At 73.9% G+C, this 16,791-nt stretch carries 15 protein-coding genes; 8 read left to right on the top strand and 7 right to left on the bottom strand.

Annotated elements, in window-relative coordinates:
* Positions 1-73: 73 nt before the first annotated feature.
* The 5 genes from ACWEOH_RS10430 to ACWEOH_RS10410 form a co-directional block, all read right to left on the bottom strand.
* The gene (locus tag ACWEOH_RS10430; protein WP_452030654.1) at positions 74-943 is read right to left on the bottom strand and encodes a 3-hydroxyacyl-CoA dehydrogenase family protein; all 870 of its coding nucleotides are present in this window, start codon (positions 941-943) and stop codon (positions 74-76) included.
* Positions 940-1,752, bottom strand: coding sequence for an enoyl-CoA hydratase/isomerase family protein (locus ACWEOH_RS10425; RefSeq protein WP_452030653.1), 813 nt, complete (start codon positions 1,750-1,752; stop codon positions 940-942). The genes ACWEOH_RS10430 and ACWEOH_RS10425 overlap by 4 nt, the downstream gene beginning before the upstream one ends.
* Complete coding sequence (locus ACWEOH_RS10420) at positions 1,752-2,948, bottom strand: acetyl-CoA C-acyltransferase (RefSeq protein ID WP_452030651.1); 1,197 nt, start codon at positions 2,946-2,948, stop codon at positions 1,752-1,754. Before ACWEOH_RS10420 ends, ACWEOH_RS10425 begins: the two co-directional genes overlap by 1 nt.
* Before the next feature lie 181 nt (positions 2,949-3,129).
* A complete protein-coding gene (locus tag ACWEOH_RS10415) occupies positions 3,130-3,864 on the bottom strand; it encodes a hypothetical protein (RefSeq protein WP_452030649.1) in 735 nt (244 codons plus the stop codon).
* Between the two features lie 148 nt (positions 3,865-4,012).
* Positions 4,013-6,070 (bottom strand): DEAD/DEAH box helicase, encoded by a 2,058-nt coding sequence (locus ACWEOH_RS10410; RefSeq protein ID WP_452030647.1) that lies wholly within the window; start codon positions 6,068-6,070, stop codon positions 4,013-4,015.
* A 321-nt stretch (positions 6,071-6,391) separates the two neighbouring features.
* On the opposite strand from ACWEOH_RS10410, the gene ACWEOH_RS10405 reads away from it, so the two are divergent.
* The 6 genes from ACWEOH_RS10405 (at position 6,392) to ACWEOH_RS10380 (ending at position 12,636) form a co-directional block, all read left to right on the top strand.
* On the top strand, positions 6,392-7,405 hold the full coding sequence (locus ACWEOH_RS10405) for an alpha/beta hydrolase fold domain-containing protein (protein WP_452030645.1): 1,014 nt from the start codon (positions 6,392-6,394) through the stop codon (positions 7,403-7,405).
* 93 nt (positions 7,406-7,498) lie between these two features.
* A complete protein-coding gene (locus ACWEOH_RS10400; RefSeq protein WP_452030643.1) occupies positions 7,499-8,527 on the top strand; it encodes a YihY/virulence factor BrkB family protein in 1,029 nt (342 codons plus the stop codon).
* 117 nt (positions 8,528-8,644) lie between these two features.
* Entirely contained in the window at positions 8,645-9,823 is a 1,179-nt protein-coding gene (locus tag ACWEOH_RS10395) for a sensor histidine kinase (RefSeq protein WP_452030641.1), read from the top strand.
* Positions 9,820-10,491: a response regulator gene (locus tag ACWEOH_RS10390; RefSeq protein WP_452030639.1), complete on the top strand. Its 672-nt coding sequence runs from the start codon at positions 9,820-9,822 to the stop codon at positions 10,489-10,491. The genes ACWEOH_RS10395 and ACWEOH_RS10390 overlap by 4 nt, the downstream gene beginning before the upstream one ends.
* Positions 10,492-10,655: 164 nt before the next feature.
* Positions 10,656-11,993: an acyltransferase family protein gene (locus ACWEOH_RS10385; RefSeq protein ID WP_452030637.1), complete on the top strand. Its 1,338-nt coding sequence runs from the start codon at positions 10,656-10,658 to the stop codon at positions 11,991-11,993.
* A 46-nt stretch (positions 11,994-12,039) separates the two neighbouring features.
* Complete coding sequence (locus ACWEOH_RS10380) at positions 12,040-12,636, top strand: antibiotic biosynthesis monooxygenase (RefSeq protein WP_452030635.1); 597 nt, start codon at positions 12,040-12,042, stop codon at positions 12,634-12,636.
* A gap of 10 nt (positions 12,637-12,646) precedes the next feature.
* On the opposite strand, the gene ACWEOH_RS10375 is transcribed toward ACWEOH_RS10380, so the two are convergent.
* Positions 12,647-13,429, bottom strand: coding sequence for an IclR family transcriptional regulator (locus ACWEOH_RS10375; protein ID WP_148733381.1), 783 nt, complete (start codon positions 13,427-13,429; stop codon positions 12,647-12,649).
* 82 nt (positions 13,430-13,511) lie between these two features.
* Between ACWEOH_RS10375 and hutH the strand changes: the two genes are divergently transcribed.
* Positions 13,512-15,083, top strand: a complete 1,572-nt coding sequence (gene hutH, locus ACWEOH_RS10370) for a histidine ammonia-lyase (RefSeq protein WP_452030633.1) — start codon at positions 13,512-13,514, stop codon at positions 15,081-15,083.
* 286 nt (positions 15,084-15,369) lie between these two features.
* On the opposite strand, the gene ACWEOH_RS10365 is transcribed toward hutH, so the two are convergent.
* Complete coding sequence (locus ACWEOH_RS10365) at positions 15,370-15,819, bottom strand: hypothetical protein (RefSeq protein WP_452030631.1); 450 nt, start codon at positions 15,817-15,819, stop codon at positions 15,370-15,372.
* A gap of 46 nt (positions 15,820-15,865) precedes the next feature.
* Between ACWEOH_RS10365 and ACWEOH_RS10360 the strand changes: the two genes are divergently transcribed.
* The gene (locus tag ACWEOH_RS10360) at positions 15,866-16,753 is read left to right on the top strand and encodes a M23 family metallopeptidase (RefSeq protein WP_452030629.1); all 888 of its coding nucleotides are present in this window, start codon (positions 15,866-15,868) and stop codon (positions 16,751-16,753) included.
* Positions 16,754-16,791: the final 38 nt, after the last annotated feature.

Below are 16,791 nucleotides of genomic sequence, written 5' to 3'. Positions count from 1 at the left end.
GCTGCGCCATTACGACTGGTGCGGAGCCGCGCGAACTGGCGCAGCGGCGCGGTGAGCATGGCGGCGACGCGCGTCACGGCGCATCCCACAGGTAGAAGCCCTCGCCCGTCTTGCGGCCGAGCTTGCCCTCGGCCACCATGCGGCGCAGCAGCGCGGGCGGCGCGAATCGCTCGCCGAGCGTCGACGAGAGGTACTCGGCGATGCCGAGCCGCACGTCGAGGCCGACGATGTCGGTGAGCCGCAGCGGACCCACCGGATGCTTGTACCCGAGCGTCATGGCCGCGTCGATGTCCTCGGCGCTGGCCACGCCGTCCTCGAGCATGCGGATCGCCTCGAGTCCGAGCGCGACCCCCAGCCGCGACGACGCGAAGCCCGGGGCGTCCGCGACGACGATGGGTGTCTTGCCGATGGCGTGCACCCACTCGCGCGCCTCGGCCACGAGCGTGCCCTCGGTGGCATCGCCGCGCACGATCTCGACGAGCGACGACGCGGGCACGGGGTTGAAGAAGTGCATGCCGAGGAACCGGTCGGGCCGGTCGAGCAGCGCGGCGAGCTGGTCGATCGAGATCGACGAGGTGTTCGACGCGAGTGCGGCCTCGGGCGGCAGCACCCCCTCGACACGGGTCAGCGCGTCGATCTTCAGCTCGAGGTCCTCGGGCACCGCCTCGATCACGAGGCCCGCGCGGGCGAAGTCCGCGACGTCGGTGCTCGTGGCGAATCGCGCGGCGATCGCCGCCTCGTCGTCGTCGGCGGTGCCGCGGGCCACGGATGCCGCGACGGACTCGAGCACGCGCGCCGACGCCGCGCCCGCGGCAGCCGCGTCGCGCTCGACGACCGTCACGCGCGAACCCGCCAGCAGGAACGCGTGCGCGATGCCCGCGCCCATGCGCCCGCCGCCGAGCACGCCGACGTCGGACGGGGCTCCGGTCGAGGTCTCGCTCATCGCTGGGTCCTCTCGGTCGGCTTGGATTCGGAGTGCCTGCGGTCCTTCGACCGGCGCTCGAGGAACTCGGTCATGCGCCGGAACTTCTCCGGGCTCTCGAACAGCTCGGCCTGCGCCTCGAGGTCGACGGCGGGGTGGTCCGCGCGCGGCGCACGGAACACGCGCTTCGTGGCGATCGTCGCGGCCCGGTCGTTCGCGGCGATCCGGTCGGCGATCGCGTGCGCCGCGGGCAGGAGCTCGTCGACCGGGTGCAGCTCGGTCACGAGGCCGAGGTCGCGCGCCTCGTCGGCGCCGATCGCCCGCCCCGTGAGCAGCAGCTCGATCGCCCGCGCCTCGCCGACGATCTCCTTCAGGCGCCAGCTCGCGCCGGCCGCGGCGATGATGCCGAGCCCCGTCTCGGGGTTGCCGATCCGCAGGCGCGGCGTCGCGATGCGGATGTCGGCCGCGTACGCGAGCTCGGCGCCGCCGCCGAGCGCATAGCCGTCGAGGGCGGCGATGACGGGCATGGGCAGCTCGTGCACGCGCACGAACGCGTTCGCGTTGATGCCCCGCCGCGCGTCGTCGGCCCGGCGCTCCCGCAGCTCGCCGATGTCGGCGCCCGACGCGAACACGCCGCCGGCGCCCGTGAGGATAAGGATCCGCGGGATCGCCTCGAGCTCGGCGCACAGCAGGTGCAGCGCGTCGATCGTGGCCTGGTCGATCGCGTTCCGCTTCTCGGGCCGGTTGAGCGTGGCGACCACGCGGTCGTCGAACCGCTCGACGCGCAGCGGCCCGCCCGCGGCATCCGACAGCGGGGGAACCTCGGCCATCACACGCGCTCCACGATGAGCGCGGTGCCCTGGCCGACGCCCACGCACATCGTCGCGAGGCCGTAGCGCGAGCCCTCGCGCTCCATGCGACCGAGCAGCGTCACGACGAGCCGAGAGCCCGACGAGCCGAGCGGATGCCCCAGGGCGATCGCGCCGCCGTCGGCGTTCACGCGCGCCTCGTCGAGGCCGAGCCGGCGCATGCACGCGATGGACTGCGTCGCGAACGCCTCGTTGAGCTCCACCGAGCCGATGTCGTCGAGGTCGATGCCCGATCGCTCGAGCGCCTTCTCGGTCGCGGGCACGGGCCCGAGGCCCATGATCTCGGGCGCGAGCCCGGCGCTCGTGCCGACGACGACGCGGGCGCGCGGCGTGAGGCCGTAGCGCTCGACCGCCTCGCCGCTCGCGACGAGGATCGCGGACGCACCGTCGTTGAGCGCGCTCGAGTTGCCCGCCGTCACGACCGAGCCGCCGTGCACCACGGGACGCAGCCCGGCGAGGACCTCGAGGGTCGTCTCGGGGCGCGGGCCCTCGTCGACGAGCACCTCGCCCCTGTGGGTCTGCACGCCGACGATCTCGGGCTCGAAGCGGCCGGCGGCGATCGCCGCGGCGGCGCGCTGCTGGGAACGCAGGGCGAACGCGTCGGCGTCCTCGCGCGTGATGCCGTCGACGCGGGCGACCTCCTCGGCGGTCTCGGGCATCGCGTACGTCGCCTTCTCGCGGGCGAGCAGCTGCGGGTTCGGGAAGCGCCAGCCGATCGAGGTGTCATACGCGGCGCCCGGCTTCGCCCACGGTCGGTCGGGCTTGGCCTGCACCCACGGCGCGCGGGTCATCGACTCGACGCCGCCCGCGATGATGAGGTCGGCGTCGCCCGCGCGGATCGCCTGGGAAGCCATGGTGATGGCCGACATGCCCGACGCGCAGAGCCGGTTGACCGTGATACCGGGCACCTCGTCGGGCAGTCCGGCGAGCAGCACCGACATGCGCCCGACGTTGCGGTTGTCCTCGCCGGCCTGGTTGGCCGCGCCGAGGATGACCTCGTCGATCGCGCCGAGCTCGCCGGCGCGGTCGAGGTCGGTGCGACGCACGAGCTCGCCGACGACGAGTGCGGCGAGGTCGTCGGGCCGTACGCTCGCGAGCGCACCGCCGTAGCGTCCGACGGGGGTGCGCACCCCGCCGACGAGGAAGGCCTCCGCCATGCTCACTCCTGACTGCATCGTCCGGGAACGCTCGCCCGCCCAGCGTATTCGCCGACGGGTCCTCCCGGCCGAGCGGCAGCTCGAGCTCGGAATTGGCAACCGACCGTTCAGTCAGTAATTATGCCCCAGGCTCGGGCAGGGCGCCACTCGGCGGGCGCCGACCGGCGAGCCGGGGGTCGGATCAGCCCTCGGCGGGCGGCTCCGTCGGCTCCACCGTGGGTTCGGGCGCCGGCGTCGGCGTAGTGGGCGGCCCGAACAGGATCCAGTCGCCCGAGATGCAGGAGTAGAACTGCACGGTCTCGGTGTCGATGTAGATGTCGCCGTCGGTCGTGCACGTCTCGGGATCGGGCACGCCGAGGCCAAGGCTCACCTGCGTACCGGGCGTACCGGACTCGCCCTGTTCTCCCTGGGCGCCCTGCTCGCCCTGGGCTCCCTGTTCGCCCTGCGGGCCCTGCGCGCCGGTCAGGTTCTCGGCGGCGTTCTGGCGGATGTTCCCGACGAGCGTCCACTCGCCGTCCTGGAACAGGTAGACGTCGGAGTTCGAGATGTCGATGTAGACGTCCCCCTCGTAGCCCTTGCCTGCTTCGGGTACTCCGGTGCCGGCGCGAACGGCCGAGCCGGCGGGCAGGATCTCCTCGATCGCCTCCTCGTACGCGGCCTCGTCGACCTCCTCGGCGGTGGGCGTCGGGGTGGCGGCGGCCTGGTCCGCATCGGCCGATCGCGCGAGCCACGACCCGAGGAATGCCGCGACGAACGAGAGGACGACCACCGCGGCGCCGACCCAGAGCAGCATCGCGCGGCTCACCGTCGGTGAACCGCCGGGCGATGGCGACGCCCCCGCCGTCGGTGCGCCCGGCGACGCGCCCGGCGTCGGCGAGTCCGGCGATCCGGCTTGCGCGTTCTGGTCGTCGCTCATGTCGATGCCCTCCACACCTCGCGCCCTCGCCCACGCCCAGTCGTGCACGGCATCGCGCGTGCGCTCATGGTAGCCCCGCGTGCGACACGCGAGAAGGCCCGCGACCTGGCGGGTCGCGGGCCTGTTCGAGCCGGTCGGCGCGGGTCTCCTAGGAGACGACCTCCTGGGGCTCGAGCTCGGTCTCCACCGGCGCGACCTCGACGGCGTCGAGGTCGGTGAGCAGTTCGTCGCCGAGCTGCACGTCCTCGAAATCGACGTCGATCTCGGCGCGGCCGAGGAGGTCGGCCATGCGACGCTGGCGGTTGCGCGGGATGAGCGTGACGACGCGTCCTTCCTTGCCGGCGCGGCCGGTGCGGCCGGCGCGGTGCAGGTAGGTCTTGTACTCGTCGGGCGCGTCGGCCTGGATCACGAGGTCGATGTCGTCGACGTGGATGCCGCGTGCCGCGACATCCGTGGCCACCAGGACGTCGACCCGGCCGCTCGTGAGCTGCTGCAGGTTGCGCGTGCGGCGCGACTGGTTGAGGTCGCCGTGCAGTGCCACCGCGCGGATGCCGTAGTCCTCCAGGTGGTCGGTGAGGTCCTCGGCGAACGCGCGGGTGCGCGAGAAGACGAGGGTCTTGCCGTCGCGCTGGGCGAGCTGGGCCACGATGTCCCGCTTGTCGCGGTTGTCGATGACGAACACGCGGTGGTCGATCGTCGAGGACGCCTGGTCCTCGCCGGCCACTTCATGCACCGCCGGGTCGACGAGGAACTCCTCGACGAGGGCGGCGACGCCGGTGTCGAGCGTCGCGGAGAACAACAGCTTCTGGCCGCCTTCGGAGGTGCGCCGGATGATGCGCTGCACCGGCTCGAGGAAGCCGAGGTCGCACATGTGGTCGGCCTCGTCGAGCACGGTGACGACGACCTGGCTGAGGTCGAGGCGGCCCTGCTCCACGAGGTCCTCGATGCGACCGGGCGTGCCGATCACGATGTCGACGCCGCGCTGGAGCGCGCCGACCTGGCGGCCCTGCGGGACGCCGCCGTAGACCTGCGTGGTGAACAGGCCGACGCTCTGCGCGATCGGCTGCACCGTGCGGTCGATCTGCAGGGCGAGCTCGCGCGTCGGGGCGAGGATGAGGGCGCGCGGGCTGCGGCCCATCTGCCGCTTGCCACCCGACTTGCCGGAGGCCGCCCACAGCTGCATGAGGCGCTCCACCGTGGGCGCGCCGAAGGCGATGGTCTTGCCCGAGCCCGTGCGGCCGCGGCCGAGCACGTCACGGCCCTCGAGCACGACCGGGATCGTCGCCGCCTGGATCGGGAACGGCGACTCGGCGCCGAGCTCGGCGAGCGCGCGCACGACATTGCCGCCGAGCCCGAGGTCGGCGAAGGTCACACCCTCGACGGCGTCGGCCTGGATCGCCTCGGCCTCGAGGCGCTCGAGCACGACGTCGTCCTGCGGCGTGAAGCGGGCCTCCGCCTCGCGGGAGGGGTAGAAGCTCGATGCGCGACGCTCGGAGTCGCGGAAGCCGGGCCGGTCGAACTCGCGGCGAGCCGGGCGCTCGTCACGGTCGAAGCGACGCGGGGCGCGGTCGTCGCGGTCGAAGCGGCGCGGCGCACGGTCGTCGCGGTCGTAGGAGCGAGCGGGTCGGTCGTCACGGTCGAAGCGACGCGTGGGGCGGTCGTCGCGGTCGTACGAACGCGTGGGGCGGTCGTCACGGTCGAAGCGACGCGGGGCCCGCTCGTCGCGGTCGTTGCGACGGGGCGCACGGTCGTCACGGTCGAACCGACGCGGCGCACGCTCATCCCGGTCGAACCGGCGCGGCGCACGCTCGTCCCGGTCGTACGAACGTGCAGGACGCTCGTCGCGCTCGAACCGACGCGGCGCGCGGTCATCGCGGTCGTGCGAACGAGTCGGGCGGTCCTCCCGGTAGTGCGTGCGCGGCGCGCGCTCGTCCCGCGCGGGCCGCTCGTCGCGAACGGGGCGACCATCGCGCACGGCGCGGTGCGGCGTGCGGCCGGTGGCGACGCGCTCCTCGCGGGACCAGCGCTCCTTGCGGGGGGCCTCCTCCTCGGGGCGGTAGCCGCGGTGGCCGGCGCTGCGCGATCCGGGCTTCTGCGTCGACGAGCCGTTGCGCGCGGCAGGGCCGCCCTTGCGGCCGCCCTTCGCGTACGAGGGATCGAAGTTCTTGGCGGGTCGTCCGCCGGCGGGCTTCTTGTTCTTGGGCACGATCTTGCTTCCTGGGTTGTACTGAGTACATGGCAGCCGGCCGGGCGCAGGAGTGCGCTCGGCATGGCTGAGAACCCGGAACATCGTCGACCGGGGCCGTTCACATACGGTGACTTCCGAGGACAAGCCGCCCTCGAATCCGGCCCTCAGGACTCACAAACCCATCCGCACCGTGGCGCGGTGTCCAGAACCGACTCGGCAACGATACCGGATCGCGGCTGGGAAAGCCCCGAGCAGGCCGCGGATCCGGGCGGGGATCACGCGTTTGCGATCGCCGGATCGTGGGTTAGCATCACTCCACCCCTGAACCCGGAGCCCGGTGTGACCTCGACCCGAATCACAGGCGGCTCCGGCATCCGCGCCAGGCGGATCGTCGCAGCCGCGCTCGCCGCCATCGCGGCGATCACCGGCGTGGTCGCGCTCTCCGGCTTCCACACGCAGCTGCGCGAGATCGACCCCACGGGTCCCGACGCGGCCAGCGAGGTCGCGAGCGCGGAGATCATCGGCATCCGCAGGTTCACCCCGCCCGCAGGCCTCGACGTCGAGGCCGACCTCGAGTACGGCACGCGCGAGGACGGCACGCTCCTCACACTCGACGTCTGCCTGCCCGCCGCCGACGCGCTCGAGCAGCAGCGTCCGGCGGTCGTGTCGATCCACGGCGGCAGCTGGGCGCGCGGCGACAAGGCGAACGCCGACTGGCGCAACGTGTGCCTGTGGCTCGCGAGCGAGGGCTTCGTCGCGGCATCCGTCAACTTCCGGCTCGTGCCCGACGCGCGGTTCCCGGCCGCGATCGACGACGTGGCGCTCGCGGTGGAGTGGCTGCGCTCGCCCGAGCAGGTCGAGCGCTTCGGCATCGACCCCGCGCGCATCGGCGCGTTCGGCGGGTCGGCCGGCGGCAACCTCGCCGCGCTCCTCGGCACCACGGGCGAAGGCCCGCTCGACGAGGGGTCGCGCGTGGCCGCCGTCGCCGAGCTGTCGGGTCCCGTCGGCCTGAGCGCGGCCGAGCTCGCCGCCGACGGCGCCTCGCCGTGGCTCGAGGGCATCGTCGGCGAGTACCTCGGCTGCGACCCGGGCGCCGGCCTCGACGCATGCCCGCAGTCGGCGGATGCCTCGCCGACGAGTCGGGTCGACCCGAGCGACCCGCCGTTCTTCATCGGGCACGCCGAGCAGGAGGTCGTGCCGCTCGGGCAGTCGCAGCGCTTCATCGCAACGCTCGGCGCCGCGGGCGTGCCAGCGCAGCTGGTCGTCGTGCCGGGCGATGCGCACTCGATCGGCATCCTCGACGACGCACTCCGGCCGCGCGTCGCCGCCTTCCTGCACGCCCACCTCGGCTGACCGGGCGAGCGCGGTCGCGCAACCCCTGCCGACCGCGGCATCCGCGGACATAGGCTCGGCACGAGCGTCATCCGTCCAGCCCGAGGAGGCGAGATGAGTTCCCGTGCCGACTCCCCCGTCGAGCTGACGCGCGACGACTGGCAGACGATCTTCCGTCGCACGCTGCACGAGTTCCGCATCAGCCAGAGCTGGGACCTCGCGGCGGCCCTGACCTACCACGCGGTGCTCTCGGTCTTCCCCGCCCTGCTCGGCGCCTTCGCGCTCATCGGCATCTTCGGCAGCGCGGAGTCGGTGGCGCGCACCGCACTCGACGTGATCGGCGACCTCGCCGGCGACGAGGTCGCGACGGCGGTCGACGATCCGATCGAGCAGTTGCTCGACGCGTCGCACGCCGCGCTCGCGTTCGCGACCGGGCTCGTGCTCACCCTGTGGACGGTGTCGGGCTACCTGGGCACGTTCGGGCGCGGCATGAACCGCATCCTCGGCATCGACGAGGGACGCCCGTTCTGGAAGTCGCGGCCCATGTTCATCGGCGTCGCCGTCGGGATCGTCCTGCTCGGCTCGATCGTGGCGGTGCTCATGGTCGTGAGCGGTCCGGTCGCCGATGCGCTGGCGCGCTCGCTCGGCGTCGACGAGGGCCTCGTGATCTGGTGGGACTTCCTGAAGCTCCCCGTCGTGGCATTCCTCGTCGCCGTCATCATCGCCCTGCTGTACTGGTCGACGCCGAACGTGAAGCGGCGCAACATCCGCTGGATGAGCGTCGGGGCCGGCGGAGCGCTGCTCACGTGGCTCGCGACGACGGCGCTCTTCACGGCGTACGTGCTGGGCGTGCGCACCTACGAGCGCACCTACGGCGTGCTCGGGTTCGCCGTCGCGTTCCTGCTCTGGGTGTGGCTCTCGAACCTCGCCCTGCTCTTCGGCGCCGTGCTCGACACCGAGGTCGAGCGCGCCCGGCAGCTGCGCAACGGCATCGACGCCGAGGAGCGGCTGCAGCTCCCGCTCCGCGACGACCGCATGATCCGGAAGAATCGCGAGCGACGGAACGCCGACCGGCTCGCCTCAGCCGCGATGAAGCCCGACACCGCCGTCGACGGCATCGTCACGCCCTCGACCGAGCGCTGACGACCGCGCACCCGGATCGGCACGCGGACCCTACCGGCGTACGGCCGCAGGATCGCTCCGCGGAGGGATGCCGCGCCGCCGCCCGCGTGACAGGCTGCTGCCACCATGGACCTCCGAATGCAGGCACCACCCTCCGGCGACCGCCGCTTCCGCGCGTGGACCTGGCTCGCGACCTCGCTGCTCGCGGTCGTGCTCGTGACGGTCTCGGTGCCGATCGCCGCAACCGCATACGGCGTGCACCTCCTCGCCGCGTTCGCCACGAGCCTCGCGCTCGCGGGCGCCGTCCCGCTCGCCGTGCGCCTGCCGTGGCTCGGCGCCGCGCTCTCGACCGTCGGCCTGCTCGCGTTCGCGCTCCTCTCCGCGTCGTCGGATGCCGCGCCCTGGCCCTGGCCCGTCACGTCGATCCTGTCGCAGGCCGCCCTGCTCATCGTGCTCGGCCTCATGCTGCCGTGGTGGCTCGGCTTCGCCGCGTGGGTCGCCGGGGTCGTCGTGACCGCGCCGTTCGCGTTCGTCGACGCGGGCGCCGCGGCCAACGTCGTGACGGCCGCGGCCATCACGCTGTCGGCGCTGGCGGTGGCCGTGCTCGTGGCACAGCGCCGCACCATCGGCGTGGAGCTGTTCCGCGAGCGGGCGGCCACCGCCTCCGAGCAGGAACGCCGCGTGCTCGTCGAGGAGCGCAATCGCATCGCGCGCGAGCTGCACGACGTCGTCGCACACGGGCTGTCGATCATCCACGTGCAGGCCACGAGCGCGCCCTACCGCCTGGCGGGGCTGAGCGACGAGGCGACGGCCGAGTTCGGTGAGATCGCGGCATCCGCTCGCACCGCCATGACCGAGATGCGCCAGCTGCTCGGCGTGCTGCGCAACGAGGACGCCGCCGCCGACACGGCGCCGCAGCCCGGCCTCGACGACCTGCCCGCCCTCGTGGGCTCCGTCGAACGCGCGGGCGTGCCCGTCACCCTCGAACTCGGCGACGCGCTGCCCGCCTCGGGGCTCACCGCGACCACGGCGTACCGCATCGTGCAGGAGGCGCTCTCGAACGTGGTGCGCCACGCCCCGGGCGCCGTCACGCACGTCACCGTCGAGGTGCTCGCGGGCGACCTCGTGGTCGGGGTCGAGAACGAGCCGGCCACGGATGCCCCGGGTCCCGACGCGCGCGGCGGCGGACACGGCCTCGTGGGCATCGGCGAGCGCGCGGCGCTGCTCGGCGGCCGAGCGGAGTACGGCGAGCGGCCGGGCGGGGGATACCGTGTGCTTGCGACCCTCCCGCTCGGGTCGGACGGAGGAACCACGTGACGATCACGGTGCTCGTCGCCGACGACCAGGCGATGGTGCGTGCCGGGTTCGCGGCGGTGCTCGCCGCGCAGCCCGGCATCGACGTGGTGGGGCAGGCCGCCGACGGCGTCGAAGCGGTCGCGCTCGCGCGCGAGCTGCGGCCCGACGTCGTGGTGATGGACGTGCGGATGCCGCATCGCAACGGCATCGAGGCGACCCGCGACCTGCAGGCGCCCGCGCGCGGCTCCGACCACGTGCCGCGCGTGCTCATGCTCACGACGTTCGACATCGACGAGTACGTCTACGAGGCGCTGCGGGCGGGCGCGAGCGGGTTCCTCCTGAAGGACGCGACGCCCGAGGAGCTCGTGGCCGCCGTTCGCGTCGTCGCCGCCGGCGATGCGCTGCTCGCGCCGAGCGTGACCCGGCGCCTCATCGAGGACTTCGCCCGGTCGGCACCGCCGCCGCGCACGTCGGAGACCCGGCTGGCGGGTCTCACCGAGCGCGAGCGCGAGGTGCTCACGCTCGTGGGCCGGGGCATGTCGAACGCCGAGATCGCGTCGACGCTCTTCATCGCCGAGCAGACCGTCAAGACGCACGTGTCGAAGATCCTGCAGAAGCTCGGCCTGCGCGACCGCGTGCACGCCGTCGTGCTCGCGTACGACACCGGGCTCGTGCAGCCCGGCGCGTAACGGCGGCCGCCCCTCCCCTCCTCGTACCGTCGGCCCATCCGCCGGGCCCCCGGGCGGTACCGGGGTAGGGGTCGGAACGGCACCCCCGTGTGATGTGGCCGGGGGTGCCGCATCCCTACCGTCTCTGATCGTGGGCGGATGGTCCGCCCGGATGGAGCACGGTGATGACCGACACGCTCAGCCGCCCGGCGGGCACGCCCGCAGCGGCATCCCACCACGGCGGCGCGCCCGCCGCCGGGCGCACCGGAGTCGCCCGCGACACGAGCGTCGACGCGATCCGCATCGCCCTGCTCGTCGTCGTCTTCGGCCTGCACGCCATGATGTTCGGCGTCAGCATGGGTCCCGACGGACCGGTGCTGCAGAACGCCCTCGAGGGGCAGGCCTGGTTCGGCCCCGTCAGCTGGGTCGTGCAGATCATGCCGCTCTTCTTCATCGCCGGCGGCTTCTCGAGCTTCCACCACTGGCGGTCGATGCGCGCGAAGGGGGCGTCGGCGTCGGAGTACGTCCGCTCGCGCATCGGGCGGCTCGTGCGCCCGGCGATCGCCGTGGTGGCCGTCGTCGCGAGCGGCCTGGTCGTGCTCCGGCTCGCCGGCCTGACCGAGGACCTCGTCGCCACGGCGGGGTTCCGCATCGGCCAGCCGCTGTGGTTCCTCGGCGTCTACCTCGTGACCTCGGCGCTCGTGCCCGTCATGGTGCGCGCGCACGAGCGGGCGCGGCTGCTCACCCCCGTCGTGCTGCTCGCCGCGGTCGTCGCCGTCGACGTCGTGCGCCTCTCGACGGGCGTCGACGCCATCGGCCTGCTCAACCTGGTGCTCGTGTGGCTGCTCGTGCAGCAGCTCGGCTTCCACCTCGCCGACGGCGGGCTCGACCGGTTCCGCCCCCGCGCGCTGTGGGGCACCGCCGGCGCCGCGCTCGGCGTCCTCGCCGTGCTGACCGTGGCCGGCCCGTACCCGGTCGACATGTACGAGAACCTCAACCCGCCGAACGTGACCCTCGTGGTGCTCGGCGTCGCGCAGCTCGCGCTGTTCCAGCTCGCACGGCCGCGCATCCGTGCGTGGGTCGACCGCGCGGATGCCTCGGGCCCGATCTCCGCGGTCGGCGAGCGGGCCATGACGGTGTACCTCTGGCACATGCCCGTGCTCGTCGCCCTCGCAGGCCTCTCCCTCGCGGCGCACGCGACGTTCGGCACGCCGCTGCCCGATCCGCTGAGCGTGGAGTGGTGGGCGACGCGTCCGCTCTGGCTCGCCGCAGGGGCCGCCGCCGTCGTGCCTGTCGTGCTCGTGTTCGCACGGTTCGAGCGCGGTCGCCGTCGCGGCGGGGCCGGCGGTGCGGCATCCGTCGTCGCGACCGTCGTCGACACCGTGGCCGCCGTCGGCGCCGTCGCGACCCTGCTCGTCGCGGGCTTCGCCCCGCTGCCCGCGGTCGTCGCGCTCGCGCTGCTCGCCCTCGCGCTCGTCGGCTCCCGACGCGTGCTCGTCGGAGCGCGCCGACTGGTCGGGTAGGGCCGCCCGTTACCACTCCGAAACCGCGATGGGGTGGGATGGATGCATGGCCAGCGAACCGATCACCGTGTCGATCCGGCGCGAGGTGGACCCGGCCCGGATCTCCGAGGCCACCGCCTGGGTGCAGACCGGCGTCAACCTCGCGAACGGATATCCGGGCTTCCTCGGCTCGGGCTGGGTGCGCGCGGGCGAGACGTCGACCGTGTGGCACATGCTCTACCGCTTCGCGAACGAGGAGACGCTCGACGCGTGGGAGCGGTCGCCCGAGCGCAGCTGGTGGCTGTCGATGGGCGAGGGCTTCGTCCACTCCGAGCGCAGCCGGCGGCGCACCGGCATCGAGGGCTGGTTCGACGAGCCGGCCACGGGCTCGGTGCCGGTGGCGGATGCCGCGGGGCACGGCGCCGACGCATCCGACCTGCCGCCTGCGCCGCCGCGCTGGAAGCAGGCGGTCACGATCTGGCTCGGGTTCTTCCCGGTGAACCTGCTGTTCGCCTACCTCGTGGCGCCCGTGCCCGGATGGGGCGAGCTGCCGATCTGGTTCAGGGCGCTCGGCACGACGCTCGTGCTGACGCCGATCATGACGTACTGGGTGCTGCCCCTCGTCACGCGGATGCTGCGGCGCTGGCTCGCACCGAAGGCCTGACCGGTTCCGATCAGCGGATGCCGCCGATCCGCCGTGAGAGCGTCGCCGCCGCCTCGCGCACGCCCTCCACGGCGCGCTCGCGCAGCCCGGTCGCGGCGTCGTCGGGGAACGTCACCGCGATCGCCGCGGCAGGCCAGCCGAGGTGGTCGACGACCGCCGCTCCCGCCGAGGCGAGTCCGCTCGTGACCTCGCCGTCCTCGGCGGCCCAGCCGCGGGCGCGCACGTCGGCGAGCACGCGCTTCAGGCGCCCGTAGCTCCACTCCGCGGCATCCGCCTCGCCCTCGGGATGCCGCTCGGCGAACGCCGCCCGGTCGGGATACAGCGCGCGCAGCTGCGCCGGCGGCAGCTCGGCGAGCATGGCCCGCCCGGTGGCCGTGAGGTGCGCGGGCAGGCGCACGCCCACGTCGGTGACGAGCGAGGGACGCCGTGGCGCGCGCTCCTCGACGAGGTAGAGCACGTCGCGTCCGTGCAGCACCGCGAGGTGCCCCGACTCGCCGAGGCGGTCGACGAGGGTCGCGACGAGCGGCCGTCCGAGCCGGGAGAGCGGCTGCTGCCGGCTGAACCCGCTCGACAGCTCGAACGCGGCGATGCCGAGCCCGTACCGGCGCTCCTCGGGCAGGTGCACGACGAAGCCGCGCTCCTGCATGACCGCGAGCAGGTGGTAGACGGTCGAGCGCGGGATCTCGAGCGCCTGCGCGATGGTCGCGGCGGGCACGGGCCCGCGCTGCGCGGCCAGGTGGGCGAGGATCGCGAGCGTCTGGTCGGCGGCGGGCACCTTCGAGCCGGGCTCCATGCGACCTCCTCGTCCGGGATCCCGGACGCCAGCGTACTCCTCGGCGTTCCCGCGCGCGCGGGTGCGGTGTGGAATCGGAGGCATGAGCACCATCGCGCCCGCACCCGCCCGCATCGCGGCATCCGTCACCGTCGGCACCGGACCCCTCACGATCGACGACGTCGTCGCCGTGGCCCGGCACGGGGCATCCGTCGAGCTCGACCCGGCCGCCCTCGAGGGCGTGGCCGCGAGCCGCGCGATCGTCGAGAGCCTCGCCGCCGACCCCGAGCCGCACTACGGCATCTCGACCGGCTTCGGCGCGCTCGCGACCACCTTCATCGCCGAGGACCGCCGCGCGCAGCTGCAGGCGAGCCTCGTCCGCTCCCACGCCGCGGGATCGGGCGCCGAGGTGGAGCGCGAGGTCGTGCGCGCGCTCATGCTGCTGCGCCTCTCGACGCTCATGACCGGCCGCACGGGCGTGCGCCGCGAGACCGCCGAGACCTACGCGGCGATCCTGAACGCCGGCATCGCGCCCGTCGTGCGCGAGTACGGCTCGCTCGGCTGCTCGGGCGACCTCGCGCCGCTCGCGCACTGCGCGCTGGTCGCCATGGGCGAGGGCGACGTGCGCACGGCCGATGGCGAGCCGACGGATGCCGCGACGGCACTCGCCGCCGCCGGCATCACCCCCCTCCGCCTCGGCGAGAAGGAGGGCCTCGCCCTCATCAACGGCACCGACGGCATGCTCGGCATGCTCGCGCTCGCGATCGACGACCTGCGTCGCCTGCTCACGACCGCCGACGTCGCGGCGGCCATGAGCGTCGAGGGCCTCATGGGCACCGACGCGGTGTTCGCCGAGGACCTGCACGCCCTGCGCCCGCAGCGCGGCCAGGCGCTCGCCGCGTCGAACCTCCGCGCCATGCTCGCCGGGTCGCCCATCGTGGCGAGCCACAAGGGACCCGAGTGCACGCGCGTGCAGGACGCCTACTCGCTGCGCTGCGCCCCGCAGGTGCACGGCGCTGCGCGCGACACGCTCGCCCACGCGGCATCCGTTGCCGACGCCGAGCTCGCCAGCGCGATCGACAACCCGGTGCTCACGCCCGACGGCCGCGTCGAGTCGAACGGCAACTTCCACGGCGCGCCGGTCGCGTACGTGCTCGACTTCCTCGCGATCGCGGTGGCGGATGTCGCGTCGATGAGCGAGCGGCGCACCGACCGGTTCCTCGACCGCGCTCGCAACCAGGGGCTGCCGCCGTTCCTCGCCGACGAGGTCGGCGTGGACTCGGGACTGATGATCGCCCAATACACGGCCGCCGGGATCGTGTCGGAGCTCAAGCGCCTCGCGGTGCCGGCGTCGGTCGACTCGATCCCGTCGTCGGCGATGCAGGAGGACCACGTGTCGATGGGGTGGGCCGCCGCCCGCAAGCTCCGCCGCGCGATCGACGGCCTCGCGCGCGTGCTCGCGATCGAGGTCATGACCGCCTCGCGCGGCCTCTCGCTGCGCGCTCCACTGCGGCCGGGCGCCGCCACCGGGGCGGTCGTGGAGCTCGTGGCCGGCGTCGGCGCCGTGCCCGGTCCCGACCGGTTCCTGTCCCCCGAGATCGAGGCGATCACGGGGCTCGTGGCCTCGGGCGAGGTCGTCGCGCGGGCGTCGCGGGAGGCCGGCGAACTGGTGTGATGCCTGCCGGGCACCATCCCCGGCGACGTGAGGCTTGCTCATGTACCCCGAACGTGGGCTGTACGGACGCTGGAGAACGGTTGTCTCCCTCGGGCGGCGATGACAGACTGGACGGGATCGGCTCCCCGGGCCGACACCCGAAACGGAACCTGATGACGCCGACGCCGACCTGTTCAGAACCCGGCCGACAGCGCCCGTGGTATGCACGGAGCGCTCGCCGGGGTGGCGTCACGCTCGCCGCGGCCACGGCCGTCGTGCTGCTGAGCGTCCTGGGTGCTGCGCCTTCCTACGCGGAGGAGCTCCCGGCGACCGGGACCACCGACACGACGACCACGACCGACACGACGACGAGCACGACCGAGCCGACGGCGCCGACCGACTCGACGGCGACCGAGGAACCGGCGGCTCCCACGACCGAGGAGCCGGCGACCGAGGAACCGGCGCCGACCCCCGCGCCCGAGCCGACCCCGACTCCGACGCCCGAGCCGACGCCCACGCCCGAGCCGACCCCGACGCCCACGCCCGAGCCGACCCCGACGCCGACTCCCGAGCCGATCCCGACGCCGACTCCCGAGCCGACGCCGAGCTCGACGGCGACGCCGACCACCTCGCCGACCACGACGACCACGACGACCACGACGAGGTCGACGCTTCGGGCCGCCGCGTCGACCGCCGGCACGAACAGCCTGCAGTCGGCCGCGCTCGCCGGGGCGCAGGCGCGCATCCAGCTCGCCACGTCGCAGCTCCGCGCCGCTGAGGCGGCGCTCGCCGACGCCCGATCGATGCGGGCCGAGGCGCAGGCCGTCGCCGAGCGCATGCAGGGCCTCGCCGACGACGCCAAGGCCAAGGCCGACGCCGCGGGCCGCGTGTACTTCGCCGCCGCGCAGGGCGACGGCGCGACGCTCTCGTCGATCCCAGCCGCGTTCGGCGCCGGCAAGGACCTGCTCGCCGGGCTCGGCGGCGTGGCGCGGGTCGAGCAGATCGCCGGTGACGTCGAGAAGCTCCTCGCGATCGCCGACAAGCGCACCGAGGAGGCCGCGGCGGCGCAGGAGCGCGCCGACGCCGCATGGGCCGCGGTCGACGAGGTGCCGGTCGAAGCCGCAGAGGCCGAGGTCGAGGCCGCCGAGCAGGCGCTGGCCGACGCGCGCCAGGAGCTCGCCGACCTGCAGGCCGACGCCGCATCCGACAGCCGCCTGGCGTCGAGCGGCGTCTCGCTCCTGCTCAACCTGCCCGCCGATGCGGGCCAGCTCAGCGACCAGGGCTGGGCGCTCCCCGTCGTCGGTCGCATCACCTCCGACTTCGGCCCTCGGCCGGTCAAGCCGCTGCCGGGCGTGAACGACTTCCACCGCGGCACCGACCTCGCCGCCGCGTGCGGCACGGCGGTCTACGCCGCCACCTCGGGCGTCGTCAACTTCGCCGGGCCGAACGGGAGCCTCGGCAACTGGATCCAGATCGACCACGGCTCGGGCGTCGAGACCGGTTACGGGCACCTGACCGACGGCGGCGTCTTCGTCGCGGCCGGCGAGACCGTGACCGCGGGCCAGCTCATCGGCGCGGTCGGCAGCACGGGCGCCTCCACCGGGTGCCACCTGCACTACGAGGTGCACCTCGACGGCGCCGCGATCGACGCGGTCCCGTTCATGGCCGCGCGCGGCATCTCGCTCGGCTGACCCGGCAGCGCCGACCAGGCGCTCGGCGCGATCGGCTC

This window comes from Agromyces sp. NPDC004153 (assembly GCF_053603635.1).
The sequence above is the reverse complement of the archived record's forward strand: the minus strand, read 5'-3'. Positions and strand labels throughout refer to the sequence as shown.